The 25,688-nt window shown below is 68.4% G+C and carries 24 protein-coding genes; 21 read left to right on the top strand and 3 right to left on the bottom strand.

Features of this window, described 5'->3' with window-relative positions; genetic code table 11:
* Window positions 1-13 precede the first annotated feature (13 nt).
* The 14 genes from IRG63_RS09440 (at window position 14) to IRG63_RS14095 (ending at window position 15,748) form a co-directional block, all read left to right on the top strand.
* Window positions 14-1,282, top strand: coding sequence for a DUF58 domain-containing protein (locus IRG63_RS09440; protein WP_193509952.1), 1,269 nt, complete (start codon window positions 14-16; stop codon window positions 1,280-1,282).
* Window positions 1,279-3,555, top strand: a complete 2,277-nt coding sequence (locus IRG63_RS14100) for a transglutaminase domain-containing protein (RefSeq protein WP_193509951.1) — start codon at window positions 1,279-1,281, stop codon at window positions 3,553-3,555. The genes IRG63_RS09440 and IRG63_RS14100 overlap by 4 nt, the downstream gene beginning before the upstream one ends.
* A complete protein-coding gene (locus IRG63_RS09430) occupies window positions 3,552-8,033 on the top strand; it encodes an FtsK/SpoIIIE domain-containing protein (protein ID WP_193509950.1) in 4,482 nt (1,493 codons plus the stop codon). Before IRG63_RS14100 ends, IRG63_RS09430 begins: the two co-directional genes overlap by 4 nt.
* 100 nt (window positions 8,034-8,133) lie before the next feature.
* A complete protein-coding gene (locus tag IRG63_RS09425; RefSeq protein WP_168626560.1) occupies window positions 8,134-8,430 on the top strand; it encodes a WXG100 family type VII secretion target in 297 nt (98 codons plus the stop codon).
* Window positions 8,431-8,513: 83 nt separating this feature from the next.
* Window positions 8,514-8,837 (top strand): hypothetical protein, encoded by a 324-nt coding sequence (locus IRG63_RS09420; RefSeq protein WP_168626561.1) that lies wholly within the window; start codon window positions 8,514-8,516, stop codon window positions 8,835-8,837.
* Between the two features lies 1 nt (window position 8,838).
* Entirely contained in the window at window positions 8,839-10,164 is a 1,326-nt protein-coding gene (locus IRG63_RS09415) for a hypothetical protein (RefSeq protein ID WP_168626562.1), read from the top strand.
* Window positions 10,161-10,775, top strand: a complete 615-nt coding sequence (locus tag IRG63_RS09410) for a hypothetical protein (protein ID WP_168626563.1) — start codon at window positions 10,161-10,163, stop codon at window positions 10,773-10,775. Before IRG63_RS09415 ends, IRG63_RS09410 begins: the two co-directional genes overlap by 4 nt.
* Window positions 10,776-10,780: 5 nt before the next feature.
* Window positions 10,781-11,416 carry a hypothetical protein gene (locus IRG63_RS09405; RefSeq protein ID WP_193509949.1) on the top strand — a complete coding sequence of 212 codons (636 nt, stop codon included), beginning with the start codon at window positions 10,781-10,783 and terminating at the stop codon, window positions 11,414-11,416.
* The gene (locus IRG63_RS09400) at window positions 11,413-12,033 is read left to right on the top strand and encodes a hypothetical protein (RefSeq protein ID WP_168626565.1); all 621 of its coding nucleotides are present in this window, start codon (window positions 11,413-11,415) and stop codon (window positions 12,031-12,033) included. The genes IRG63_RS09405 and IRG63_RS09400 overlap by 4 nt, the downstream gene beginning before the upstream one ends.
* Before the next feature lie 69 nt (window positions 12,034-12,102).
* A complete protein-coding gene (locus IRG63_RS09395) occupies window positions 12,103-12,408 on the top strand; it encodes a hypothetical protein (protein ID WP_168626566.1) in 306 nt (101 codons plus the stop codon).
* Window positions 12,405-14,048, top strand: coding sequence for a hypothetical protein (locus IRG63_RS09390; RefSeq protein WP_193509948.1), 1,644 nt, complete (start codon window positions 12,405-12,407; stop codon window positions 14,046-14,048). The genes IRG63_RS09395 and IRG63_RS09390 overlap by 4 nt, the downstream gene beginning before the upstream one ends.
* Window positions 14,045-14,512 (top strand): hypothetical protein, encoded by a 468-nt coding sequence (locus tag IRG63_RS09385; RefSeq protein WP_193509947.1) that lies wholly within the window; start codon window positions 14,045-14,047, stop codon window positions 14,510-14,512. The genes IRG63_RS09390 and IRG63_RS09385 overlap by 4 nt, the downstream gene beginning before the upstream one ends.
* Before the next feature lie 32 nt (window positions 14,513-14,544).
* Window positions 14,545-15,159: a hypothetical protein gene (locus IRG63_RS09380; RefSeq protein WP_168626569.1), complete on the top strand. Its 615-nt coding sequence runs from the start codon at window positions 14,545-14,547 to the stop codon at window positions 15,157-15,159.
* A 31-nt stretch (window positions 15,160-15,190) separates the two neighbouring features.
* Complete coding sequence (locus IRG63_RS14095; protein ID WP_168626570.1) at window positions 15,191-15,748, top strand: FHA domain-containing protein; 558 nt, start codon at window positions 15,191-15,193, stop codon at window positions 15,746-15,748.
* 105 nt (window positions 15,749-15,853) lie between these two features.
* Here IRG63_RS14095 and IRG63_RS09370 read toward each other — a convergent pair whose 3' ends face one another.
* On the bottom strand, window positions 15,854-16,915 hold the full coding sequence (locus IRG63_RS09370; RefSeq protein ID WP_168626571.1) for a Glu/Leu/Phe/Val dehydrogenase family protein: 1,062 nt from the start codon (window positions 16,913-16,915) through the stop codon (window positions 15,854-15,856).
* Window positions 16,916-17,079: 164 nt separating this feature from the next.
* On the opposite strand from IRG63_RS09370, the gene leuC reads away from it, so the two are divergent.
* The 6 genes from leuC to IRG63_RS09340 all read left to right on the top strand — a co-directional run bounded on the left by leuC (window position 17,080) and on the right by IRG63_RS09340 (window position 23,440).
* Window positions 17,080-18,567 (top strand): 3-isopropylmalate dehydratase large subunit, encoded by a 1,488-nt coding sequence (gene leuC / locus IRG63_RS09365; protein ID WP_168626572.1) that lies wholly within the window; start codon window positions 17,080-17,082, stop codon window positions 18,565-18,567.
* Entirely contained in the window at window positions 18,567-19,163 is a 597-nt protein-coding gene (gene leuD, locus IRG63_RS09360; RefSeq protein ID WP_168626573.1) for a 3-isopropylmalate dehydratase small subunit, read from the top strand. Before leuC ends, leuD begins: the two co-directional genes overlap by 1 nt.
* A 16-nt stretch (window positions 19,164-19,179) precedes the next feature.
* Complete coding sequence (gene murA, locus IRG63_RS09355) at window positions 19,180-20,547, top strand: UDP-N-acetylglucosamine 1-carboxyvinyltransferase (protein WP_168626574.1); 1,368 nt, start codon at window positions 19,180-19,182, stop codon at window positions 20,545-20,547.
* A 62-nt stretch (window positions 20,548-20,609) separates the two neighbouring features.
* A complete protein-coding gene (locus IRG63_RS09350) occupies window positions 20,610-21,308 on the top strand; it encodes a lysophospholipid acyltransferase family protein (protein WP_370566224.1) in 699 nt (232 codons plus the stop codon).
* A complete protein-coding gene (locus tag IRG63_RS09345) occupies window positions 21,301-22,341 on the top strand; it encodes an NAD(P)H-dependent glycerol-3-phosphate dehydrogenase (protein ID WP_227411985.1) in 1,041 nt (346 codons plus the stop codon). Before IRG63_RS09350 ends, IRG63_RS09345 begins: the two co-directional genes overlap by 8 nt.
* A 4-nt stretch (window positions 22,342-22,345) precedes the next feature.
* Window positions 22,346-23,440, top strand: coding sequence for a D-alanine--D-alanine ligase family protein (locus IRG63_RS09340; RefSeq protein ID WP_193509945.1), 1,095 nt, complete (start codon window positions 22,346-22,348; stop codon window positions 23,438-23,440).
* On the opposite strand, the gene IRG63_RS09335 is transcribed toward IRG63_RS09340, so the two are convergent.
* Window positions 23,437-23,928 carry a DUF3515 domain-containing protein gene (locus IRG63_RS09335; RefSeq protein WP_168626576.1) on the bottom strand — a complete coding sequence of 164 codons (492 nt, stop codon included), beginning with the start codon at window positions 23,926-23,928 and terminating at the stop codon, window positions 23,437-23,439. The genes IRG63_RS09340 and IRG63_RS09335 overlap by 4 nt on opposite strands.
* A gap of 23 nt (window positions 23,929-23,951) precedes the next feature.
* On the opposite strand from IRG63_RS09335, the gene thiL reads away from it, so the two are divergent.
* Window positions 23,952-24,929 (top strand): thiamine-phosphate kinase, encoded by a 978-nt coding sequence (gene thiL / locus IRG63_RS09330; protein ID WP_168626577.1) that lies wholly within the window; start codon window positions 23,952-23,954, stop codon window positions 24,927-24,929.
* Window positions 24,930-25,055: 126 nt separating this feature from the next.
* On the opposite strand, the gene IRG63_RS09325 is transcribed toward thiL, so the two are convergent.
* Complete coding sequence (locus IRG63_RS09325; RefSeq protein ID WP_193509944.1) at window positions 25,056-25,622, bottom strand: RsmD family RNA methyltransferase; 567 nt, start codon at window positions 25,620-25,622, stop codon at window positions 25,056-25,058.
* Window positions 25,623-25,688: the final 66 nt, after the last annotated feature.

The following is a 25,688-nucleotide window of genomic DNA, read 5'->3' as shown; positions in this document are numbered from 1 at the left end:
GGCCGATCCGAGAGTGAGCACAGCCGAGACGACCCTGCTCGGGCAGGAGGAGGTACCGCGTCAGCGCGGTCTCTTCGGCGTGCTCGCGCGCATTCGGGAACTGGCGGCGTCCGTCTGGGCGGCTGCTGGTCCGTACGTGCGGATCGTGACGCCCATCGGATGGCTCGTCCTGGTTGCCGGGGGAACGTCACTGTGGGTGGGGCTCGCCTTCGGCTGGCACGAGTTCGTCTTCCTCGGCTGCGTGCTGCTGGCCGCGCTGCTCGTCGCTGTGGTGTTCCTGTTCGGGCGCGCATCGTACGAAGTGCACGTCGAGCTGAACCCGCGGCGTGTCGTCGTGGGGGACCGCGCAATGGGCCGGCTGATCGTCAGAAACACCAGCACCCGCAATCTGCCGCCGAACCGGATGGAACTGCCGGTCGGCCGCGGCCTCGCCGAATTCCAGCTGCCCGGGATGAAGCCCAAGCAGGAGCATGACGAACTGTTCGCCGTGCCGACCAACCGCCGCGCGGTCATCGTCGCCGGCCCGGCCGAGTCGGTGCGCGGCGACGCGCTCGGGCTGCTGCGCCGCGCGGTCAAATGGGCCGACCCGGTCGAGCTGTTCGTGCACCCGCTTACCGCGCGCCTGCAGCCGTCGGCATCCGGACTCGTGCGGGACCTCGAGGGTCAGGTGTCCAAGAAGATCACCAACAGCGACATCGCCTTCCATGCGCTGCGCCCCTATGTGCCCGGCGACGACCGTCGGTACGTTCACTGGCGCACCTCGGCGCGCATCGGCCAGCTCATGGTGCGCCAGTTCGAGGAGACCCGCCGGTCCCAACTGACGGTCATCCACAGCACGGATGCCAAGCACTACGCGAGCGAGGACGAGTTCGAGCTCGCGGTGTCGGTCTCTGCCTCCATCGCCGCGCAGGTGATCCGCGACGGCACCCAGATGAGCGTCGTGAGCGAGGACGGGCTGTGGCGTACCCACAGCGTCACGTCGATGCTCGACTCGTCCTGCCGCATCGAGGCGAAGCCGAGCCCGTTTGAGACACCGCGCCAGTTCGCTCGCGAGCGCACCAAGCGGCTGCCCGCGCCGAGCGTCGTGGTGATCGTCGGCGGTTCTGGCATGTCGACGGCCGACTTCCGCAGCATCGAGTCGCTGTTCACAGCCGACACGAACCAGATCGCGATCCGGGTGCAGCACGGCGCGGAGCCGAGCATGTCCTCGGTCGCGCGGCTCACCGTTGTCACCGTCGGGTCGCTTGACGACCTGCCGAAGCTCGTGCGGAGTCTGTCGTGAAGGCGAGCGACGTCGGCGTCGTCCTCCTCCTCAGCGCCATCGGCATCATCGGTTTCCGGCCGCCGTTCGCCGACTACACCTTCCTCATCGCCGGCGCCGGCGGCCTGGCTGTTGGCACCGCCGTTGCGGTGGTCGCGGCCCGGTTCCGCCTGCCCGCGGTACTCAGCGTGCTGGCCGCCATCGTCGCGTTCTTCCTGTTCGGTACCGCCTTCGCCGTGCCCGGCCTCGGCCTTCTGTGGGTGGTGCCGACGCTTGAGTCCCTCGCGGCGCTGGCCGTCGGTGCGGTGTTCGGCTGGGCGGATGTCGTCACCCTGCAGACCCCGATCGGCGCTCCCGACTACATCAACGTCGTGCCGTACACCGCGAGCTGGCTCGTCGGCTTCGTCAGCACAACCCTCGCGCTGCGCTGGCTGGGGGCAAGTCGAAGCGTCCTGCGTCTCGCCGCCGTCATGATCGGACCGGTGCTGCTCTATCTCGGCAGCATCCTGATCGGCACGGACCAAGCCTACTTCGCCGGGCTGCGTGGCATCGGCTTCGCGGGAATTGCGCTTGTCTGGGTGGGCTGGCGCCGGCGCTCGCAGCACACTGTCGCCGCCGAAAGCGCCAAGACGCTGTCCCGCCGGAAGCTCGGCGGAACCGTCGCACTGCTCGCGAGTGCGATCGTGCTCGGCACCGTCGCGGCGGTCGTCATCGCGCCGCCCGCGGAGAGCCGGTTCGTGCTGCGGGAGGAGATCGAGCCGCCGTTCTACCCGCTCGACTACCCGAGCCCGCTCGCCGGCTTCCGGCACTACACCAAGGTCGTGCCGGAGGAGGTGCAGTTCACGGTCGAGGGCATGCAACCAGGCGACCGCATCCGGCTCGCGACCATGGACGCGTTCACCGGCAAGCTGTGGAATGTCACCGGCTCCGAGACGCAAGCGGACGGCACCGGCGCGTTCGCCCTTGTCGGACGCAACCTGCCGTCACCCGACTTCATGACCGTCGACCACGAGTCCCAAGTGCGCATCACCGTCGGCAGCTACAACGACGTCTGGGTCCCCGGCGTCGGCTACCCGACGGACATCGAGTTCGTCGCAGGCGCGGCGGCCGAAGCACAGGACGAACTGCGGTTCAACGCCGCATCGGGCTCGGCAATGCTCCTCGGCGGACTGCGCGAAGGCGACAGCTTCGTCGTGAACTCTGTCGTGCAGCGAGTACCAGCCGCCGACGAGCTCTCCGACGTCAATGTCGCGAGCGTTCCGCTGCCGCCGGTGTACGACACGCCGGATGTCGTCACCGCCAAGGCGGGCGAGTTCGCCGGCGGCGCCTCGACCCCCGCTGCCATCCTCGAAACCATCAGTCGCACCCTGTCGGACACCGGCTTCCTCAGCCACGGCACCGCATCCGACTCGGTCGCATCCCGCGCCGGCCACGGCGCCGACCGCATCGAGGAACTGCTCACGCGCTCCCAGCTCATCGGCGACCAGGAGCAGTACGCCTCCGCGTACGCGCTCATGGCACGCAGCCTCGGCTACCCAGCGCGCGTCGTGATGGGGTTCGCCCCCGAGTTCACCGACGGTCAGGAGTCAGTGAAGGTGCTCGGCTCTGACGTGACCGCGTGGGTCGAGGTCGCGTTCGACGGTGTGGGCTGGGTCCCGTACGACCCGACCCCGGATGAGACCGACATCCCGCAGGACGAGATCCCGCAGCCGAAGACCGAGCCGCAGCCACAGGTGCGCCAGCCACCGCGCGTCGAAAGCGAAGAGGACGAGCTGATCACGCCGGTCGAATTGGAGGAGAGCGACTCCGACGATGATGAGCTGTTCGGGATCCCGACTTGGGCGTACTTCGTCGGCCTCGGCATCCTGATCCCGGCCGCGATCGTGTTCCTGCCGATGCTCGCCGCGCTGGCCATCAAGGCCCGCAGGCGGGCGAGACGCAGGTCGGCGGCCGCCGGCCATGTTCGCGCCGCCGGAGCCTGGGAGGAACTCGTCGACCAGTACGCGGAGCTCGGCTACGAGCCGCCCCAGCGAACCACCCGCGTGCTCACTGCCCGCGAACTGGAGCGCCAGCTCGGCTCGGACGGGTCACCGCTCGCCGCGCTCGCCACCGACACCGACCATGCCGTGTTCTCGGGCACCGACGTCGCGCCGGAGCAGACCGAACGGCTCTGGACCGAGGCAGAGGGCGCCATCGCGACCGCTCGCGCCGCGGTGTCCAGGTCACGGCGCTGGCTCAGCCGCTATCGCATCAACCGTGCACGCAAGACCCGATCGAGAGGAAGCCGGCAGTGAAGCTGAAGCTCACCCTGGGCCGCAAGACCGGTCCGAAGGCCGACATCGTCGTCACCGCTGACGCCTCCGCAACGATCGGCGCGCTCGCATCGACGATTTCCGCGGTCGACCCGCTGATTCCCGACCACGGCGCCTCATCCGCCAGCAGCCTGCGCTTGGTCAGCTCCGAGGGCGGCCGTGGGCGGCTGCTCGACCCGAGCCTCGCCGTTGGCGACTCGCCGCTGGCATCCGGAGCCGCGATTGAGCTCGTCGAGGGCACGGGCGAGCAGCCGCCGGAGGCGGGGCGCGAGGTCGCCGCGGTCCTTCGCGTTGTTGAGGGTCCGGATGCCGGCACAGAGTTCGCGCTTCCGATCGGCACCGCGACGCTCGGCCGCGAGCGTGGGCTCGAGGTATCCCTGAGCGACCCGTTGGTCTCCAAGCGGCACGCGCGGCTGGACGTATCGGCGGTGGCCGTGCGGTTCGTCGACCTGAACTCGGCCAACGGCATTGAAGTCGACGGTGGTCTGATGACCCGCGCCGACATCGGCGACGGCGGAACCGTGCTGCTCGGCGACACGAGGCTAACCGTGCGCATCGTCGCGCGGACCCCTGGGAAGCACGACATCATCGCCGACGGCCCGATCCCGTTCAATCGGTCACCCCGCGTGGAGCGCCGCTACCCGGGCACCGAGTTCGCGGGTCCAGCTGTCCCCGGGCCAATGGAATCGACGCCGTTCCCGTGGCTTGCCATGGCGGCCCCGATCATCATGGGCACAGTCCTGTTCTTCGTCACCGAACGCTGGATCTCGGTCATCTTCATGGCGATGGCACCGATCGTCATGATCGGCACCTGGCTGACGAACCGATCACAGCGCAAGCAGAAGGCCAAGGCAGCGGCCAAGCAGTTCGACGAGCAGCTCGAGGTGCTGGAGCGGGACCTCGCGACGCAGGTGCCGATTGAGCGCGAGGTGCGCCTGGCCGAAGTGCCGTCGACCATGGAGGTCTACGACGAAGCCATGCGTCTGGGCCCGGTGCTGTGGACGCGCCGGCCCGAGCACTGGTCGTTCCTGTCGCTGCGTCTCGGCGTCGGCACACTCCCGTCGCGCAACACTGTTGACGTGTCGGGCGAGGAGTCCGGGCTCCCCGAGTACCGGGAGCGGCTGCGCGAAGTCATGGAGCAGTACCGCTCGGTCGACGGGGTGCCGCTCAGCGAGAGCCTGTTCGACGCCGGTGCGCTCGGCATCGTCGGCGACATCACACCGACAGCGGATGTCGCCCGCGGCATCCTGAGTCAGCTCGTCGGCCTGCACTCACCCGCAGAGCTGGTCGTCACGGCGATGGCCGGCAGCGCATGGACGCCGGAATTGGAGTGGCTCAAGTGGCTGCCGCACACGGCATCCGCCAGCAGCCCCATCGAAGTGGCGCACCTCACCAACAGCCAAGGCAGCGCCGGAGCGCTGCTCGCGGCTCTCGAGGAGGTGCAGCAGGCGCGCGCCAAGAAGGAATTGCAGCGCGGTGCTCAGGTGTTCGACCAGTCGGCAATCGTGCAGGGCGCCAAGGTCGGCGAGGACGGCTCGCTGTCGGCACCACCGGTGCCCACACCGGCAATCCTGGTCGTCATCACCGACGATGCCCCCGTCGACCGGGCCCGGCTGATTCAACTGGCAGAGCGCGCGGCGGACTCGGGCATCTTCCCGGTCTGGCTGGCCCCGAACGTCGAGGCGCTGCCTGCGGTGTCGCGCACCTACGTGGAGACCACCGCGGACCCGACCAGATCGACAGTCGGGTACGTCCGCCTGGGTCAGCACATCAGCCCGGCGGCCACCGAGCCGGTCACCCGCGACCAGGCGCTCGCCCTCGCCAAGCGACTCGCTCCGGTGTACGACGCCGGGTACTTCGTCGCCGATGAGTCCGACCTGCCGCGCAGCATCTCCCTCGTCACTCTCCTCGGCGCGGAGCTGGCCGGCAGCAGCCAAGCGGCGATCGAGCGGTGGACCCAAAACGAGTCCATCCACGACCGCAGCGGCAGCGCGCCGAAGAAGCGCTCCAAGCGCAGCGGCCGCTTGCGTGCCATCGTCGGCCAGTCCGCGGTGGACGCGATGCACCTCGACCTGCGCCAGCAGGGACCGCACGCCCTCGTCGGAGGGACGACAGGATCCGGAAAGAGCGAGTTCCTGCAGTCGTGGGTGCTCGGCATGGCGGCCGAGTACAGCCCAGATCGCGTCACCTTCCTGTTCGTCGACTACAAGGGCGGCTCGGCGTTCGCCGACTGCGTCAACCTGCCGCACTGCGTCGGCCTGGTCACCGACCTCAGCCCGCACTTGGTGCGCCGCGCGCTCACCAGCCTGCGCGCAGAGCTGCACTACCGCGAGCACCTGCTCAACCGGAAGAAGGCGAAGGACCTGCTCGAGCTGGAGAAGCGCGGCGACCCGGATAGCCCGCCTGCGCTCGTGCTCGTGATCGACGAGTTTGCGGCGCTTGTCGGCGAAGTACCGGAGTTCGTCGACGGTGTCGTCGATATCGCCCAGCGCGGGCGGTCGCTCGGCATCCACCTCATCATGGCCACCCAGCGCCCGGCCGGCGTGATCAAGGACAACCTGCGCGCCAACACCAACCTGCGCATCGCGCTCCGGATGGCGGACGAGTCCGACAGCCAGGACGTGGTCGGCGACAAGATCGCCGGCACCTTCGACCCGTCGATCCCCGGCCGCGGCATCGCCAAGACCGGCCCCGGTCGGCTTACGCCGTTCCAGTCGGCCTACGCGGGGGGCTGGACCAGCGAAGCGCGCGAGGACCCGACGATCGCGATCAGCGAGCTGCGTTTCGGTTCGGAGATCGTCTGGGAGCGACCGGGGACAACCGACGTCCCGGTCGTCGAGGAGGACCAAGGCCCGACCGACCAGGCCAGGCTCGTGGCCACGATGGTCACCGCGGCACGGGAGGCCCGTATCCCCGCGCCCCGGCGACCCTGGCTCGACGAGCTTGCGGCGGTGTACGACCTGACCAGGCTGCGTCAGCGCACCGACACCGAACTCGTGCTCGGCGTCAACGACATGCCCGAGCGGCAGCAGCAGCATGAGGTCTGCTTCCGGCCAGACACCGACGGCAACCTGGCCGTCTACGGCGCGGGCGGCACCGGAAAGAGCTCCGCTCTGCGCACCATCGCGATCGCCGCGGGCATCACCCCGCGCGGCGGTCCGATCGACGTTTACGGGCTGGACTTCGGCTCCGGCGGACTCCGGATGCTCGAGCCGCTGCCGCACGTCGGTTCGATCGTGAACGGCGACGACTCCGAGCGCGTCATCCGGCTGCTGCGCACGCTGCGCGGCATGCTCGAAGACCGCAGCGAGCGCTACACCGCCGTCAACGCGTCGACGATCACCGAGTACCGGCAACTCGCGGGCAAACCGGACGAGAAACGCATCCTGCTGCTCGTCGACAACTTCCCGGCATTCCGGAACGAGTTCGAGGTCGGCGCATCCCGCGCCCCCTGGTACGGCGCATTCCAGCAGCTGTTGGGTGAGGGGCGCGCGCTCGGCATCCACGTGGCGATCTCGGCCGATCGCCCCGGCAGCGTGCCGACCGCCATCAGCTCGGCGATCACGCGCAGGGTGGTGCTCCGGATGGCGGAGGAGAGCTCGTACTACCTCCTGGACACGCAATCGGATGTGCTCGGGCCGGCATCCCCTCCGGGTCGCGCGGTCATCGACGGCCTCGAGACGCAACTCGCGGTGGTCGGCGGCACCGCGAACGTCGCCGAGCAGTCGAACGCGGTGCGCGCGCTCGCCGAGGCGATGGCCCGCACCGGCCGCATACCGGCGGAGCCGGTCGGGACACTGCCGACCGAGATTCCCGCGCGCGCGTTGCCCGAATCGCTCGGCGGCCAGGCGGTGCTCGGCATCTCCGAGCTGGACCTCGCCCCGATCGGGTTCGAGCCCACCGGTGTCTTCCTGCTCGCCGGCCCACCGGCGAGCGGCCGCACCAACGCGTTGAAGGTACTCATCGGCAGTCTCGACCGTGCGCTGCCCGGCTCGACGCGCTACTACTTCGGCAATCCGCGCTCCGACGTCGGCAGGCTGCCCGGCTGGGAAGCCAGCGCCACCGCGCTCGAGGACGTCACCGCGCTCGCGAAGGAGGTCACCGCCTCGGTCGGCGCCAGCAGTGCGGGCAAGATCGTCGTGGTCATCGAGCAGGTCGCCGACTTCCTCAGCTCGAGCGCGGACTCCGCGCTGGTCGAGCTCATGAAGGCGGTCAAGCGCAGCGACCACTTCCTGCTCGCCGACTCCGAGACCGGGCAGTGGGGGTCATCGTGGCCACTGCTGTCCGAGGTGAAGAGCGCCCGCACCGGGTTCCTGCTGCAACCGGAATCCATCGAGGGCGACACCATCCTGAAGACCTCCCTGCCGCGCGTCTCGCGCGCTGAATTCCCGCCCGGAAGGGGGTACTTCATCGCGCGCGGCAAGGCAACACGAGTGCAACTGCCGCTCGCTGAGGCGTGAGTGATGGGGACTGCTCCCCATCGACCACCGGATGCACTCATCGGTACCGTGAAACCACTAGCCCGCTCCCTGAGCGGCACAACCAAGAAGGAGCACACGAATGGCTAACCTCAACGTCACCTACGACGACCTCCGCGATGCTGCCCAGCGCCTCCTCGCCGGCCGCGACGACCTGAACGCGAAGCTCACCGAGCTCAGCAACCTCGTTCAGAACCTGACCGCCAACGGCTTCCAGGCCGAGCAGTCCTCGGCCGCCTACCGCGACTCGTACGAGCAGTTCACCTCGGGCACCCGCACCGCGATCGACGGACTCGAGGGCCTCAGCCAGTTCCTGGTCGCCGCAGCCGACGCGCTGCAGCAGACCGACGAGGGCCTCGCCAACGCCATCCGCGGCTAGTTACTCTCACCGGCCCCCGTAGCCCGGGGGCCGGTGCGAAGAACCGCACCCCACCAGCCAACCCACGAAAGGACGCGCACACGATGGCCGGAGGCGATCTCAGGGTCGACTACAACAGGCTCGGTGAGCTCGAGACCAACCTGACGGCCGCGGTCGACACGGTAGGCCGCGAGTTCGAGTCCATGCTGACCCTGTCGCACGCGGTCGGCGACCACAGGCTCGCAGCGCGAACCGTCGAGTTCCGGGACTCGTGGGACAAGCGGCGGCTGGAGATCGTGAAGAACCTCGAGTGGCTGCGCGACTCCGTGCGGAACATCCACACCCAGCTCGCGGAGACCGACGCGTCTCTCGCGAACGGGCTGACCAACCCGCCCGCCGGCAACGGCCCTGCACCCCAGGCGGTATGACATGTGCTTTCGCTGCGACGATCCGATTCCCGACGAGATCCCGGGCAATCCCGAAACTGTAAGCAGCTTCGCCAAGGCATTCAGCACCACCGCCGAGGCGCTGCGTGAGGCGGCCGCCGAACTCGCGAACCTCGCGAACGACGACATCACGATCAGCGAAGCGGTCGACGAGGTGCGCTCCAAGGCCGGGGACGCGAGCGGAGACACCGAGCGCGTGGCGGTCCGCTACCAGGGCGCGGCCGAAACCTTCAGCGCCTACGCCGGGTCGCTCTCCGACGCGCACACCAACGGCAACGGCGCGCGCACCCAGATCATCTCCAACAACGACAACGGGCGGTACTGGCGGCACCGCCAGAACCAGCTTCGCGATCAGGCGATGTGGGGCAACACCGATCCGGAGCTGCTCGCCGACCTCGAAGAGGCGAACCGGCAGGCGAACCACTACGACTCCCAGTACACGACCTACCTGGCGCAGTACAACGCCGCGGTGTCGTCCTGGGAGGCCGCAGTCAACGACGCCGTCAACGGCCTGCGCGATGCGGAATCGGATTCGAACCTCAACGACGGGTTCTGGGACGGGGTCCTGGGCGACCTGCAACTGTTGTGGGAACTCGCATCCAAATACCTCGGGCCGGTGCTCGAGATTCTGCGGGACGTGCTCGAGATCCTCAAGAAGATCGTCGACGTACTCGCTCTCATCGTGACTGTTCTCGCCCTGTTCATTCCGGTGCTGGCACCGCTCGCGGCTGCCCTGTCCGCGCTCGCGGTCATCCTGTCGGTGGCGATCTTCGCCTGCTCGGCGTTGCTGTTCCTGATGGGCAGGGAAAGCCTCGGCCGAGTGCTCGCGGACGGCATCTCCGCCCTCACCAGCGTGATCACCTCCAAGCTCGGTGGTGGCAGCGGCCTGTTCGACGATGTGGCCGGCGCGTTCTCTGGCGTGACGCAGCGCGGTGCCGCCGTCGCTGCGGGCAGCACCGTGCCGCTTGTTGTGCGGCCGACCAGCAACCAGGTGGCCGACCTGTTGCAGAGCCAGACGATCGGCGGCCTGGTCAGCGCGTACGGAACCCCGGTCAACTACTTCGTCAGCGAGGGTCTCGATTTCGAGTTGTCGCACCTCGGCCAGCGGCCGTGGGGTTCACCTCCGAAGCCGGTGTGGGACCTGTCCGACGCGACCCCGACCGACATGCTCCCCGGGTTCGCGGACATCGCCACCTTCGGAACCGCATCGCCGCTCGCGGGCATGTTCGACTGGGACTACGACACCGGTGCATCGTGGAATGAGATGACGGATGTCTGGGGCTCCGTGAACGCGGTGCCCGCATCGTGAGCGGCGGAGTCCTCAGCGACGGCATCCTGACCGTGCAGGTCCCGGCCGGCTGGATCGCCCTGCCCGGCCAGGACGAGGACGTGGACACGCGCATCGCCAACATCCTCGACGGCCTCGACTTCGGCGAGAACCGCGACGAACCCGCCGGTCGGCTCGCCGCCGCTCTCCGCACGGTGACCGCGATCGCCGCTGCCCTGCCCGCCGGAGCGCGACGCAGCTTCGCCTTCGTAATCGCGCCTCACACCGGTCGGGTGGAAGCGCTGCTCAGCATGCGCGTGAGCCGCATCGCGCCCGGCGCGTACGACAATTACCTCGCCGCAGCCCGTTCGTTCAGCGGCGACGAGAGCACCGAGGTCATCCGTCGCACCGTCGACGAGGTCGAAGTGCCGACCGGGCGCGGTGTGCTCAGCCACGACTTCACGCTCCCGGTCGCACGTGAAGGCGTGCCCAACCCGGCCATGGAACGCACCTTCCTCGCCCTTTTCCCGCACGGCGGCGAAACGGGAGTCGAGTTCACGCTGCTCACCCAGAACTTGGCCTTGTTCAGCGACACCGGGGCATACTTGATGGCGTTGGCCGCCGGGGAAGACCCGTCCGCCGGAGACGATTGATGACGATGACTGAACCCACAACTCCGCGCTTCGTACTGCCGGGCAAGTGGGGACGAATCAACCTCGCGACCGACGAGTCGATGCACCGCTCTATCCGCAAGGTCCTCGATGAGGCGACCAAGCGCCGCGACGACCTCGCGACGACTCGCGCAGAACTGCGCTCGCGCTTCCAGAAGGCTGCCGACGCGGCACGGGAGGGCGGCGCATCCGACTTCTACGTCGCGTTCAACCTGACCCCGAAGATTCCGCTTCCCGCTTGGGTCTCGGTGTTCACCCCGCGCATCGAGGCCACCGACTTCGATGCGCTGGGTTTGAGCGAGCTGAAGTCGTTCCTCGAGGTTGGAACGCGCGGCTGGGCCCCGGAGGAGGGGTCGGTGTCCACGCTGGACGGCGATGGTCGCATCCAGGCGGTCCGCCACTCGTGGCGCCGGGTGCGGGAGGTCTCTGAAGGGGATGCGGAAGCGACGTTCGAGTTCGTCGAGGCCGACTACTGGCTCGCTGCAGCCAACCCGAACCGGCTTGCGCTGCTGACGTTCTCCACCGCGCTCGCCGAATACGAGGAGGAGATGCTCGGGCTGTTCGACGCGATCGTGAAGACGATCCGCTGGCCCGCCCCGACCACGGCCGAGGGCGCCCAGTGACGACAGAAGGGGTCGTGATCCTCACGATCATCGCTGTGCTGGTTGTCGCGCCTTTCGTGCTGATCCCTCTGCTCGCGCGACGTCACGTGAAGGATGGCCGCCGCGCCGACGAGAATGGCGTGTGGCAGCCCAGTCTGAGCCCGGGCTACCTCTTTGCCCGATTCTGGGTGAAATTGCCTCGGCCAGAAGCGGACCGCATCGCCCGTCAGATCCTGGAGCACCTGAGGTTCCACACGCGGCGGCTGCCCGAGGCGACCTACCAGTTCGTGCTGCCGAACGGGTCGTTCGTGACGGTCAAGGACTTCGCGGCCGGTGGCGGTCGTTCCTTGTGGCTCATGAAGCACCGCGCAACGAGCACCGCCACCGGCACCCGGCTGGTCATGTCCTCTTTCAGCGGACCCGGGACGGTTCAGGTCGCCGACGGGTGGTTCACCGGGCCGATGACCCCGCGCCAGGAACGCTGGGTGGTCGGGCGCCTGTCCGCCGCAGTCTGGTACTCGTACGCCATCCGGGACCGGGATCGCGACGCTGGCTCTATCGTGATCCGCCCGCAGGATGATCCGCGGCCGCTCGCACCGGGCGACGACACCCGCTCCACCAAGGTCGCCACCGCGTGACCCACATGGGCAGCGGTGCCCATCGCCCGGAGATTCAAGGCTTCGCTACCGTGTCGCTGAGGGGGCAATATGAGCGATATCCGGATCGATTTCGACCGGCTGGATCGGGCTGACCAGCGGCTGAACACCGTGCTCGCCGACTTCACGAGCGTCGGCGAACTCTCCGCCCACGTCCCGGATATCGCCGGGCACGCCGCAGTCGCCGGGGCGACGCGCGATTTCCGCGACGCGTGGAGCATCCGCCGCGAGCGGCTCACGGAGGAGCTCACATTCGTGCGCGAGTCCGTCGTCGCCATCAGGGACACCTTTCGTGCCCTCGACTCCGAACTCGAGGCGCGCGTGACGGCCTTCACGAGCACGGAGGGCGGGGCGTGAGCACCCAGCTGTGGATGTTCGAGGAGCTGCCGGGTGACCCGCGTACGCTCACGGAGGAGTCCACTCGATTGGCGACGATCGCCGAGACGCTCCGCAGCCTCTCGATAGTGCTCAACAACGTCGCCGACGACGACCTCACGATCGGCAAGTCAGTCGACGCGATGCGTGAGCGCACGCGCGTGGTCTCCGCCGACCTGGTCACCGTCGAACCGCGCTACACCGAGACTGCGGCGGCACTCACCGACTACGCGGTGGTGCTCGAGGACACGCAATCGCGCGTGCGCGAACTGCGGACGGAAGTCGCCGCGCACGAGCATGACCTCGCCGTTGCCGAGCCCACTCTGCGCGACCTGGAACACCGCACCACGATGGCGGCGATGGCGGGGGAGGATCCCGGCGTCATCGAGGACCTGCTGAGTCGCCAGTCGTACTACCGCCGACAGGTGGCGGATGCGCAGGCTGGGCTCGCGGCCGCCTGGCAGCGGTACAACCAAGCTCTCGAGGAGCGCAATCTTGCCGCGGAGGCGGCAGCAACGCGCATCCGGATGGAGCTCGGCACCCTCAACGACGGCTTTTTCGATCACGTCGGAGCCGTGCTGGAGGACCTCGGTGGGTTCGTCGCTGCCGTAGGCGAGTGGATCGTGCGGGTGCTCGACACGGTGCTCACGACATTGCTCCTCATCGTCATTGTCGTCGTGTCCCTCGTCGTGGCGCTCGCGGTGGTGCTGGCGCTGTTCCCGGTCTTCCTCACGCTCATCACGTCTGGTGCGCTGACCATGGATGGGTTCGTGGAGGTGCTCGTCGGCGTGGCGCTCGTCGTCGTGCCGCTACTGACCGGCGCCGTCGCTGCGCTCATGCTGCGCGAAGCGCTCACGCCGACGCCGACCGTGCGGCCCGTGACGGATACGCTCGGCGGGCGACTCGTGAACAAGCAGGGTGCATCGGACTACCAGTACTTGTTCCAGAACAACGGGAAGCTCGACGAGAACGGCGGCAGGGACCGCACCGTCGTCGAAGTGGTTCGGGTGCTTGATGACAGCGGTGCACCGGCACTGGACGAGTTCGGCAATCCGATCTGGCGCGTGACACTGCCGAGCACCCAGGACTGGCAACTGCTGATGGGCGGCGCTTTCGGTGACGCCGGAGCGGTCAACGACCTGGGCTCCAACCTCACGCTGATTCTCACCCCAGACCAGAAGGCCGCCTACGAGCGGGCAGTGCTCCAGGCGATGAGCGACGCCGGGATCGGACCGGATGACTCGGTCATGCTCGCAGGCTGGAGCCAAGGAGGAATTCTCGCCGGCGCAATGGCATCGGACCCTGATTCGCCGTTCAACATTCGCGCCATCGCCGTCGCCGGTGCGCCGATCGATCACATGCCGATCCCGCCGACGGTTTCGGTGCTCGCGATCCAGCATGACGGCGATCACGTTCCCCGACTCGACGGCACCCCGCCGCGCCAAGGGCCGAACTGGGTGACGATAACCGAGCCGTCTGGTCGGTCGGGATACCCTCACAACGCCGACTACTACGCCCAAACTGCCGCTCGGGTGGACAGCGAACGGCAATCGATGTTCTTTTCCGACTTCGAGCTCGCGTATCAATACGAGTTCGCCGAGGCAGAAACGGCGGTCAAGTGAACAATCGGATCGCGGCAGCGCTGGCAGTAGTGCTGGCCACTCCGTTCGCGCTGAGCGGGTGCGTGGCGGCCCCCGACTTCCACACCGTGGTGCCCGCGGCGGTCGTCGCATCCAACCCGGTTATTGAGGACGCCTTCACGGCTACGTCCACCGGCATTGCCGGCGTCGGAGTGTGGGTGCGGGTGTACGTGACGTCGACAGAGCACGACGATCTGGTGCGCGTGATCGACAGCGCGCTCGAGGCGACGCTTGCGGCATCCCCAGTACGTCCCGTGAGCGTGCGGCTTGATGTCGCAGCGTCGCCGATGCCGGGTGAGCCGAACATGTCGCAACCGAACATCTCGATCGAGGATGCCGCACGCGAACTGGACCTCTATGACGGTCATCTCTCGGACGACACCATCTCCGGAACGATCGACTTCTTCGAGGAGCGGTACGGCACCTGGGAAGAACTGCGCCAGTGAGCACTCCACTGGACACTCCGCCCACTGAAGCCATGCCCACCCTGCGATTCCGCTTGCCTGGCGACTGGTGGGCGACCTCCCTGCTCGACCGGGAGGCGGCGATCGCGGCGGCGACCCGCCTCATCCGTCACCGCATCGGCACCACCGATGACCGGTCAGCGCTTCGGGCGCGGCTGCGCCGGGAGTTCACCGCCGCGATCGACGAAGCCATCGCGGGCAACGGGCAGAGCATGTTCCTTGCAATCCAGCTGGTTGACGGCCTGCCGTTGCCGATCACCATCACGGTGTACCTGCTCGATGTCGAACTGGTCCCAGCGGTCGGGACGCGCGGCGATCGCGTGCTGGGCATCCTGCGGCAGGGGTTGGAAGGCTCCGCGGACACCGGCGACCTGACCGCGCTCGAACTGGCCGGAACATCCGCGCTGCGACGAGATCGCATCCGGGCAACTGCTGTCGGCAGCGGCGACGACAGCGGGAGCCTTGACGTGCTCATCGTGGACTACTGGCTGGCCGTTCCGGACACCAAGCGGGTGGTGCTCGTGAACTTCTCCACGTCGATGGCGGGGCTCCGGGAACACCTGCTGCCGTTCTTCGACGCGCTCATGCGCGTCGCGTACTGGGAGAAGCAGCAGCAACCCGACCGGTGAATGAGCACGCGGCATCCGTTACCATTGCCGCGTGAGCGCAATAGGGGACGAGCAGGACGGCTTCATCACGCTGCCCCCCGGCATCGCGCCACCGAACCTCGACACGAACTCGGGGACGCGACGGATCCCGCAGCGGCCGCGTGATGAGATCGTGTTCCTGCCGGCACCGCCCGGGGCAACCCCGCCCGCGCCAGCAGTCACCGAGGCGCCGCCGCAAGCGGTCGTCGCGGCACCAACGGCAATCGACGAGGAGACTCGGTTCGCGCCGCGTAGGGGCAGGTGGAGCATTGTGCTCGAGAGCGGCGTGAGCGTCACCATGGATGCGACGACCGTGCTTGGCCGCAACCCGGCCGCGAACGAGCGGTGGCCGGATGCCCAGCTGCTGCAGGTCGACGACGCCCAGAAGACGGTGTCGAAGACGCACGCGGCGCTCGAGCTCGTCGATGAGGAGCTCTGGATTCACGATCTGGCGTCAACGAACGGCGTGTGGGTGGACGATCAGCGAGTCGAGCCGGGCGAGCGGATGCGCGTGCATCCCGGCCAGGAAGTAAGCCTCGGACGCTTCAACCTGCGCGTAGAGCGCTCCTGATCCCAACTCCCTCGCGCGGGTGTTCCTTCCACGCGCGGGCGTTGCAACACCCGCGCGCGAAAGTTTCACCCGTGCGAAGCGATGTGACAGGAGGGGCCGGATGGCCTACCGCGCGGCGTCGAGCCGCGCGAAGGCCAGCCGCTCAGCGGCCTCCAGCGTCGTAATGCCCTGCTCCTTGGCGTCCCGGAAAATCGTCGCGACCGTGTCACCGATCGCCGCGACGCGCCGCTCGATCGCTGCACCGTCGGCATCCGGCTCCGACGCCATGGCCAGGTAGATCACGCCACCCGCGTTGACCACGAAATCGGGAGCCCACAGGATGCCCCGCTCGGCGAGCAGCCCGGCGCCATCGTGCGAAGCAAGCTGGTTGTTGGCCGCCCCGACGACACCGCGCACCCGCAGATTCGCGATCACCTCGGGCGTCAGCACCTCGCCCAGGCCGCACGGCGCGAGCAGGTCGGCCTCGACCGTCCACGCCTCGTCGACGCCCACCCAGTTCGCACCCAGCTCATCGGCCAGCGCCTTCTTGCCCGGGTTCACATCCGTGACGGTCAGTGTCGCGCCGTCGGCCGCGAGTGAACGGGCCAACCGGCCACCCACCTGGCCCAGCCCGACGATGACGACATGGCGACCGGCGACATCCTTCGAGCCGTAGAGGGCGTCGAGGGTCGCGAGCACGCTCTGGTGCACGCCCGCCGCTGTTGCATCCGCCGGTTCGCCGACGCCGCCCTGGTCGGATGGCAGTCCGCACACGTGAGCGGTGCGCTCGGAGACGACGGCCATGAGTTCGGCGCTGGTGCCGACATCTTCCGCGGTCATGTAGGCGCCGCCGAGGCTCTCGACCGCGTCACCCAGGTCAAGCATCGCGAGCCGCTTCTGCTCCTCGGTCAACGTCACGCCCATCGGCACGTGGATCACCGACTTGCCGCCACCGCGGTTCAGGCCGGCAGCGGAGTTCTTCAGGGTCATCGCCTTCGCCAGGCGCAGCGAATCGGCGACCGCGTCGGTCCAGTTCTCGTACTGCCAGATGCGGGCACCGCCCAGGGCCTGACCGAGTCGCGTCGAATGCACCGCGACGCTGATGGTGAGACCGGATCGCTCCCCGGAGGTGATGAGCACCCGTTCGTGCTCGAGGGGGAGGGACGAGAGAGGGTCGGTCGCCGGCATTGAGTACTCCTTTGTAACTGGCCTTGTGGGCTTCACGGGCGGGCCCAAAGGGTCGGTGCCCATGGGAATCCTAGTGCCGCGCCGGGGGCCGTAGACTGGAATGATCGCTTTCCCGCGTGCGAAGCGCGCGCGGGGTGAATTCGCATGTCGCAAGGAGGAAAGCCGTGGGCAGGACGCTGGCGGAGAAAGTCTGGGACGACCACCTGGTCGTCAAGGGTGAAGACGGTTCGCCCGACCTTCTCTACATCGACCTCCACCTCATTCACGAGGTCACCAGCCCGCAGGCGTTCGACGGACTCCGGATGGCCGGCCGCCCGGTCCGCCGGCCCGACCTCACGATCGCGACCGAGGACCACAACACGCCGACGCTGAACATCGACAAGCCGATCGCCGACCTCACCAGCCGCACCCAGATCGAGACGCTGCGCCGCAACGCCGAGGAGTTCGGCATCCGTCTGCACTCGCTGGGCGACAAGGAGCAGGGCATTGTGCACGTCGTCGGCCCGCAGTTGGGGCTGACCATGCCTGGCATCACCGTCGTCTGCGGCGACAGCCACACTTCGACGCACGGAGCATTCGGGGCGATGGCGTTCGGCATCGGCACGAGCGAGGTCGAGCACGTGCTGGCGACCCAGACGCTCCCGCTGAAGCCGTTCAAGACCATGGCCATCACGGTCGAGGGTGAACTGAAGCCCGGCGTGACGGCGAAGGACATCATCCTCGCGATCATCGCCAAGATCGGCACCGGCGGCGGCCAGGGCTACGTGCTCGAGTACCGCGGCAGTGCCATCCGCTCGCTCTCCATGGACGGCCGGATGACAATCTGCAACATGTCGATCGAAGCCGGTGCGCGCGCGGGAATGATCGCACCGGATGAGACCACCTACGAGTACCTGAAAAGTCGCCCGCACGCGCCTCAGGGAGCGGACTGGGACGCCGCCGTCGCCTACTGGGAGACGCTGAAGACCGACGATGACGCCGTCTTCGACGCCGAGGTGTACCTCGACGCTGCCGAACTCGAACCGTTCGTGACCTGGGGCACCAACCCCGGCCAGGGCGTGTCGCTGAATGACCGGGTTCCCGACCCGGCGCTGCTGGACGACCCGAACGAGCGCGCCAACGCCGAGCGCGCTCTGGAGTACATGGACCTCGCCGCCGGCACCGCGATGAAGGACATCAAGGTCGACGCGGTGTTCATGGGTTCGTGCACGAACAGCCGCATCGAGGACCTGCGCGCGTTCGCATCCGTTGTGAAGGGCCAGAAGAAGGCCGACGGCGTTCGCGTCATGGTCGTGCCGGGCTCCGCGCGCGTTCGCCTTGAGGCCGAAGCCGAGGGCCTCGACAAGGTGTTCGAGGAGTTCGGCGCAGAGTGGCGGTTCGCCGGATGCTCGATGTGCCTCGGCATGAACCCCGACCAGCTGGCGCCGGGGGAACGTTGCGCATCGACCTCCAACCGCAACTTCGAAGGCCGACAGGGCAAGGGCGGGCGCACCCACCTGGTGTCGCCGCTCGTCGCCGCGGCCACCGCCATCCGGGGAACGTTGTCCGCGCCGTCGGATGTCGTCGCCACAGGCAGCACGCTGCCGCCGGTCATCGAATCGGTCGGTGTTCCGGCCGGGGCCCAGTCCACCGCAGAGGGGAGCGCACGCTGATGGAGAAGTTCGAGACCCTCACCGGAGTTGCCGTTCCGCTGAAGCGCTCCAACGTCGATACCGACCAGATCATCCCGGCGGTGTTCCTGAAGCGCGTCACCAAGACGGGCTTCGACGACGCGCTGTTCCACGCCTGGCGTCAGGACCCCGACTTCGTGCTCAACGACCCGGCGTTCCAGAACCCGCGCGTGCTCATCGCCGGCCCGGACTTCGGCACCGGGTCCAGTCGCGAGCACGCCGTCTGGGCGCTGCGCGACTACGGGTTCGCTGCGGTCTTCTCGCCCCGGTTCGGTGACATCTTCCGCGGCAACTCGGGCAAACAGGGCCTCCTCACCGGGCAGATCAGCCAGGAGGAGACCGAGGAACTGTGGGCCATGATCGAAGCCGACCCCGGGATTGGGGCCACCGTCGACCTGGTCGAGCGGACGCTGACGCTGGGAGATCGCTCAGTCGCTTTCGAGATCGATGATTACACTAGGTGGCGGTTGCTCGAGGGCCTTGACGACATCGGACTCACGTTGCGCGAGGAGGCGCAGATCACTCGCTTTGAGGATGCCCGAGAATCGTGGCGACCCACTACTCTTCCCGCACGCTAACCCTCAAGGTGGTCACATGGATTCTGCTGTCACGGATGCCCAGAAGGCAGGTGCACGGGTAGGCCTCAAGGCCGAGAAGCTCACCATCAACGGTGGGAACCCGCTACGCGGGCGTGTCACCGTCCGTGGGGCGAAGAACCTCGCCACCAAGGCGATGGTCGCAGCCCTCCACGGCGAGACCCCGAGCGTGCTGAAGGACGTCCCTGACATCAGCGATGTTCAGGTGGTCAGGGGTCTGCTCGAGGTCTACGGTGTCGTCGTCTCGGAGCCCGCCGCCGGCGAGCTCCGCTTCGACACGAGCAACGTCGAGAAGGCGCACTTCGCCGAGATCGATGCGCATGCGGGCGCGAGCCGCATCCCGATCCTGTTCTGCGGGCCGTTGCTGCACCGCCTCGGTGAGGCGCGCATCCCGGACCTGGGCGGATGCCGCATCGGCGACCGCCCGATCGACTTCCACCTCGACGCGCTCCGAGCGTTCGGCGCGGTCGTCGACAAGAGCTACGAGGGCATCCACCTGACCGCCCCGAACGGGTTGCGCGGTGCCGAGATCACGCTGCCCTACCCGAGCGTCGGCGCGACCGAGCAGGTGCTGCTCACCGGCGTGAAGGCCAAGGGCGTCACCGAGTTGCACAACGCGGCGATCGAGCCCGAGATCATGGACCTCATCGCGGTCCTGCAGAAGATGGGCGCGATCATCTCGGTCGAGCCCAGCCGCACCATCCTCATCGAGGGCGTCGAGTCGCTGCAGGGCTACAACCACCGCGCACTGTTCGACCGGAACGAGGCCGCGAGCTGGGCATCCGCAGCGCTCGCAACGCGCGGCGACATCTTCGTCGCGGGCGCACAGCAGTCCCAGCTGATGACCTTCCTCAATGTGTTTCGCAAGGTCGGTGGGGCCTTCGACATCGAGGAAGACGGCATCCGGTTCTACCACCCCGGTGGCGAGCTGAAGCCTGTCACCGTCGAGACCGACGTGCACCCCGGCTTCATGACCGACTGGCAGCAGCCGCTCATCGTCGCGCTGACCCAGGCGACCGGGACCTCGATCGTGCATGAGACCGTGTACGAGAACCGCTTCGGCTTCACCGACGCGCTCAATGAGATGGGCGCGAACATCGTCGTGCACCCCAAGGGCCTGCCCGACCACCCGCGCCGCGTCGCCCGCCGCGAGTTCGAGCAGGCGGCAGTCATCACCGGGCCGACTCCGTTGCACGGCGCCGACATCACCGTCCCCGACCTGCGCGGCGGCTTCAGTCACCTCATTGCGGCCTTGGCGGCCGAGGGCACCTCCACCGTCAGCAACATCGGCATCGTCAGCCGAGGCTACGAGCACATCATCGAAAAGTTGGACGCCCTCGGCGCTGATTACTCCTTCGAAGGCTGAGAGTGGCGCCGGGGGAGACAGGGGCGCGTAAGCCCAAGTCGGAGAAAACACCGCTCTATCGGGTGATCGCGTTCTTTGTCGTGCCGCTCATGAACCTGCTGGCGCGGTACGACATCCAGCACAGCGAGCATCTGCCGGCAAGCGGCCCGGCCGTCGTCTCACCGAACCACTACAGCGAGATCGACCCGATCGTGATCGGGCTGGCCATGTGGAAACGGGGAAGGACGCCACGCTTCCTCGCGAAGGCGAGCCTGTTCAAGGTGCCGGTGGTGGGCTGGATCCTGCGCAAGACCGGGCAGATCCCGGTGGAGCGCCGGCAGCGCAACACGAGCGACCCGCTCGCCGCGGCCAACAAGCTCACCGAGAACGGCCTCGCGGTCGTCATCTACCCGGAGGGCACGCTCACTCGCGACCCGGACCTGTGGCCGATGCGCGGCAAGCATGGGGCGGTCCGGATGGCGCTCGAACACGACGTGCCGCTCATCCCGGTCGCGCACTGGGGAACCCAGGCGGTACTGCCTCGGTACGGCAAGAGGATCAGCTTCTTCCCGCGCAAGGACATCTCCATCCGGTTCGGCGCGCCCGTCGACCTGACGCCGTTCAAGGGGCGCCCGCTCGACCATGCGACCCTGAACGCCGCCACAGACAAGCTCATGGACGCGATCGCCGCACTGCTGTCCGAGCTGCGCGGCGAGCCCGCTCCCGCCGAACGCTGGGACCCGTCAAAGGCCGGCCAGAGCGAGACGGGGCGCTTTGACTAGCACGCTGCCGATCCGCATCCCGCAGCCCGGCAAACGCCGGGTCGCTGTGCTGGGTGCCGGCAGCTGGGGCACGACCTTCGCCAAGGTGCTCGCCGACGGCGGATCGGATGTGGCGCTGTGGGCGCGGCGGCCGGAGCTTGCGCGGGAGATCGCCGAGTCCAAGCGCAACAGCGACTACCTCCCCGGCGTCAATCTGCCCCGGGATCTGTGGGCGAGCCCGCAGCTCGATGCCGTGCTCGACGGGGCTGAGATGGTGTTCGTCGCGGTGCCCAGCCAGAGCCTGCGCGAGAACCTGCGCGCGGTGCGGGACATCCTGCCACCGGATGCGATCATCGCCAGCCTGATGAAGGGCGTTGAAATGGGCACTGCGCTGCGCATGAGCGAGGTCATCCGCGACGAACTGCGCGCCGAACCCGCCCAGATCGCAGTGGTCTCCGGCCCGAACCTCGCCCTGGAGATCGCGCGGGAGGAACCGACGGCATCCGTCGTCGCATCCGAGAACCTCGACACCGCCACGCTCGTCGCGATGACGGCATCCAGTCGCTACCTCCGCTCCTTCGTCAACACCGACGTCATCGGCACCGAGTTCGGCGGCGTGCTGAAGAACCTCATCGCCGTCGCCATCGGCATCGTCGACGGCGTCGGCTACGGCGAGAACACCAAAGCCTCGATCATCACGCGCGGCTTGGTCGAGATGACGGACTTCGCGGTCGCCTACGGCGCACGACCGGAGACACTCGCCGGGCTGGCCGGGCTCGGCGACCTCATCGCGACGTGCGAGTCGCCGCTGTCCCGGAACAACACCGCCGGGCGGCTGCTCGGCCAGGGCTACTCGTTCACTGACGTCATCAAGCAGATGAACCAGACCGCGGAGGGCCTCGCATCCGTCGCCCCGATCCTGGAGCTGGCGCTTGCGAAGGGCGTCGAGATGCCGATCGTCTCGCAGGTCGCCGAGGTGCTCGCCGGTACCATGAACCCCCGGGACATCGCCCCGCACCTCACCATTTCGGACGAACCGCAACCGGAGAACTAGGTAAGTGACAGACAAGACCACCGTCGTACTCGTTTTCGGCGGCCGCTCCAGCGAGCACGCCATCAGCTGCGCCACCGCGGGCGGGGTGCTCGCGGCCATCGACCGCGACCGGTACAACGTCATCCCGGTCGGCATCACCACCGACGGCGCGTTCGTGCTCGAGGAGGACGACCCGGAGCGGCTCGCGCTGGGCGCCGAGCTGCCCACTGTCATCGACAACGGCACCAGGGTGCTGTGGCCTGAGTCCGCGGCGACACGCGAGTTGCGCGTCGTGGAGACGGATGGCTCGGTGCGATCGCTCGGCGACATCGACATCGCATTCCCGATCCTGCACGGACGCTTCGGCGAGGACGGCACGATTCAGGGCATGTTCGAGCTGATCGGCCTGCCCTACGTCGGAAACGGCGTGCTCGCATCCGCCATCGCCATGGACAAGCACATGACCAAGTCGGTACTGCAGAGCGCTGGCGTCGAGGTTGCCCCCTGGGTGGCCGTGACCGAGGCCGACTGGCGCGACGAGAGCGAACTGTGGGGCAGGCGTGCGCGTGGCCTCGCCCTGCCGCTGTTCGTCAAGCCGGCGCGGGCCGGATCGTCGGTGGGCGTGACCAAGGTCGAGGACTGGGACGACCTGGACGCGGCACTCGACGTGGCGTTCGCCGAGGACCGCACGGCGATCATCGAGCAGGCGATCGTCGGTCGGGAGATCGAGTGCGGCGTGCTCAGCGGCCGCGACGGCGGGGCACCCAGGGTGTCGCTGCCCGGCGAGATCCGGCTCACCGGTCGCGAGTTCTACGACTTCGACGCGAAGTACCGTGACGCCCCCGGCGTCGAGCTGGTGTGCCCGGTGGAGCTCAACGAGGGTCAGCAGCGTGAGCTCGAGCGGGTCGCGACGCGCGCGTTTCGGGCGATCGGGGCATCCGGGCTCGCCAGGATCGACTTCTTCCTGACCCCGTCATCGGACCTGATCGTCAACGAGGTGAACACGCTGCCGGGGTTCACGCCGATCTCGATGTTCCCGAAGTGCTGGATCGCCAGCGGCATCGAGTACCCGGAGCTCATCAGCGAACTGATCGAGCTGGGGTTCGAGACCGTCCGCTAGTCGGACTGCTCGCCGGGCTCCGGCAGGTCGAGCACCTCGTTCGGGTCGGTGCACGCGCCGGTCGCCTTGATGTTGCCGACCGCGTTCGACAGTTGGATGAGCGCGTTGGTGCCGGATGCGACGTCGCCGTCGACGATGACCTCGACCGCGGGGTCACGGCCGTAGGTCGTGAAGACGTAAGTCGGCGCGTTGCTGTCGTCGCGGATCCAGTCGATGCCGTCTAGTTCGACGCACAGTTGCGTCGTCGGGCCGGGAACCGGGACGCCGCAGCGCAGGATGATCGCGGTCGGGTCACCCCACGCGCCGGTGGCTTGCGCATCCGTGTAGCGGTACTCGAACTCGTCGATCGCATCCGGCAGGCGCACGATCACCTCGGCGCAGTCCGGGTTCACGGCATCCGGCGCCGCGTCGAGCGACACGGCCGGGGAACACGCCGTCAGGCCGCCGAGCAGGAGGGCAGCGACCGCGACTGATTTCGACGATCTCATCCTCTTCAGGCTACCGTGAGTGCATGCAGCGCCAGGACCCGCACGAGACCCTCGGCTCGGTCGGAGAACTGGGCGTGCTGAGCCGGATCTTCCCGCTGCTGCCGTCGTCTTCGGCCGAGCTGCTTGGCCCAGGCGACGACGCCGCGGTGATCGCTGCACCGGACGGGCGGTACGTCGTCACCACCGACATGATGATCCACGGGCCGGACTTCCGGCTCGCCTGGTCGACCCCGCATGACCTCGGCTGGAAGGCCGCGGCAACCAACCTCGCCGACGTGGCCGCGATGGGCGCTACGCCGACCGCGCTCGTCGTCGCGCTCGCCGCACCGGCCGAGACGCCGGTCGAGGTGCTCGAGGGGATCGCCGACGGGCTGCGAGAGGCGTGCCTTGAGCTCGCATCCGGGTGCGGTGTCGTCGGAGGGGACCTGTCGGTGTCGGACACGCTGACCTTCGCGGTGACCGCATTCGGCGACCTGGAGGGGCGCGACCCCGTGCTCCGCTCGGGCGCACGGGTCGGCGACCAGGTCGCGGTGTCCGGTCCGCTCGGTGCGTCCGCCGCCGCGCTGAGGCTGCTGTTCGAGCGCGCGGTGGATGAGCACGGGGAACCGGATGCCGCGCTCGCCGCCGGCCTGCGGAGCGACACCCCCGCGCAACTGGCCCCACGGCCGCCGATCGGTGACGGCGTGCTTGCGGCGAAGGCAGGCGCCACAGCGATGCTGGACATCAGCGACGGGCTCGCTATCGACGCCGGGCGCATCGCGCGGGCAAGCGAGGTCGCGCTCGACTTCGCGGCCTCGGAACTCGGCCCCGACCCGGAGCTCGCGCTCGGCGGGGGAGAGGACCACAGCCTGCTCGCGTGCTTCCCGCCGGATGCGGCGCTGCCCGGCGGATTCCGCCGCATCGGCACCGTCGTCGACGGCTCCGGTGTGCTGGTCGATGGGGAACCGCACGACCTCACCGGGTGGGACCCGTTCCGGGGGTGGGACCACTCCCGCGGGTGAATTGTTCACGCGCGGGTGTTGCAACACCCGCGCGCGACTGAAACACCCGCGCGCGGGTCGAACTTCCACCCGCGGGTCCAATTCGACCCGCGCGCGGAAGGTGCACCCGCGCACGCGGACGCGAGGTCAGCCCCTCGCGAGCCAGTACAGCGCGGTGTCGCCGTAGTCCTTGCGGCGCTCGAGCACCAGGCCCTCCGGCAGTCGCGGCTCCGGCGATCGGGACGAACGCTCGAGCAGCACCGCAGCATCCGGAGCCAGCCGCGCCGCGAGCGCCTCGAGGTTGTGCCCCAGCTCCACTTCGCCCATCTCGTACGGCGGGTCCATCAGCACGACGTCCCACTCGCGCGCGTCCGAGTTCAGGAACGCCTGCACACTCTGCCCGGTGACCTCGATCACCAGCTCATGCCCGGCAGGTGCCGTCCGCTTGACGAGGGCCGCATTCCGCCGACACACCTGCGTCGCACCGTGGCTGCGCTCGACGAGGACCACCAGCGCCGCACCCCGGGACGCAGCCTCCAGCCCGAGTGCGCCGGAGCCCGCGTACAGGTCGAGCACGCGCGCCCCCTCGACGAGGTCACGCGCGTCCAGCGACGAGAAAATCGCTTCCCGCACCCGGTCGCTCGTCGGGCGGGTGCCGTGAACCGGGGTGCCGATCGTCAGCGAACCGGCGAACCCGGCGATGATGCGTGTCACGCCAGTCAGCCTAAACGGGCACCGGATGCCGGTGCTGGCCGCCTGCGGTGGGTAGCGTTGACCCCG

It is taken from the genome of Cryobacterium sp. BB736, from assembly GCF_014980265.1.
Lineage (GTDB): Bacteria > Actinomycetota > Actinomycetes > Actinomycetales > Microbacteriaceae > Terrimesophilobacter.
The sequence above is the reverse complement of the archived record's forward strand: the minus strand, read 5'-3'. Positions and strand labels throughout refer to the sequence as shown.

What these genes read in the sequence shown, in the direction of transcription:
- IRG63_RS09425 (WP_168626560.1), top strand. Translation starts at nt 8,134, where the DNA reads ATGGCTAACCTCAACGTCACCTACGACGACCTCCGCGATGCTGCCCAG.
- IRG63_RS09420 (WP_168626561.1), top strand. Translation starts at nt 8,514, where the DNA reads ATGGCCGGAGGCGATCTCAGGGTCGACTACAACAGGCTCGGTGAGCTC.
- IRG63_RS09415 (WP_168626562.1), top strand. Translation starts at nt 8,839, where the DNA reads ATGTGCTTTCGCTGCGACGATCCGATTCCCGACGAGATCCCGGGCAAT.
- IRG63_RS09405 (WP_193509949.1), top strand. Translation starts at nt 10,781, where the DNA reads ATGACTGAACCCACAACTCCGCGCTTCGTACTGCCGGGCAAGTGGGGA.
- IRG63_RS09395 (WP_168626566.1), top strand. Translation starts at nt 12,103, where the DNA reads ATGAGCGATATCCGGATCGATTTCGACCGGCTGGATCGGGCTGACCAG.
- IRG63_RS09380 (WP_168626569.1), top strand. Translation starts at nt 14,545, where the DNA reads ATGCCCACCCTGCGATTCCGCTTGCCTGGCGACTGGTGGGCGACCTCC.
- IRG63_RS09370 (WP_168626571.1), bottom strand. Translation starts at nt 16,915, where the DNA reads ATGCCGGCGACCGACCCTCTCTCGTCCCTCCCCCTCGAGCACGAACGG.
- leuD (WP_168626573.1), top strand. Translation starts at nt 18,567, where the DNA reads ATGGAGAAGTTCGAGACCCTCACCGGAGTTGCCGTTCCGCTGAAGCGC.
- murA (WP_168626574.1), top strand. Translation starts at nt 19,180, where the DNA reads ATGGATTCTGCTGTCACGGATGCCCAGAAGGCAGGTGCACGGGTAGGC.
- IRG63_RS09335 (WP_168626576.1), bottom strand. Translation starts at nt 23,928, where the DNA reads ATGAGATCGTCGAAATCAGTCGCGGTCGCTGCCCTCCTGCTCGGCGGC.
- thiL (WP_168626577.1), top strand. Translation starts at nt 23,952, where the DNA reads ATGCAGCGCCAGGACCCGCACGAGACCCTCGGCTCGGTCGGAGAACTG.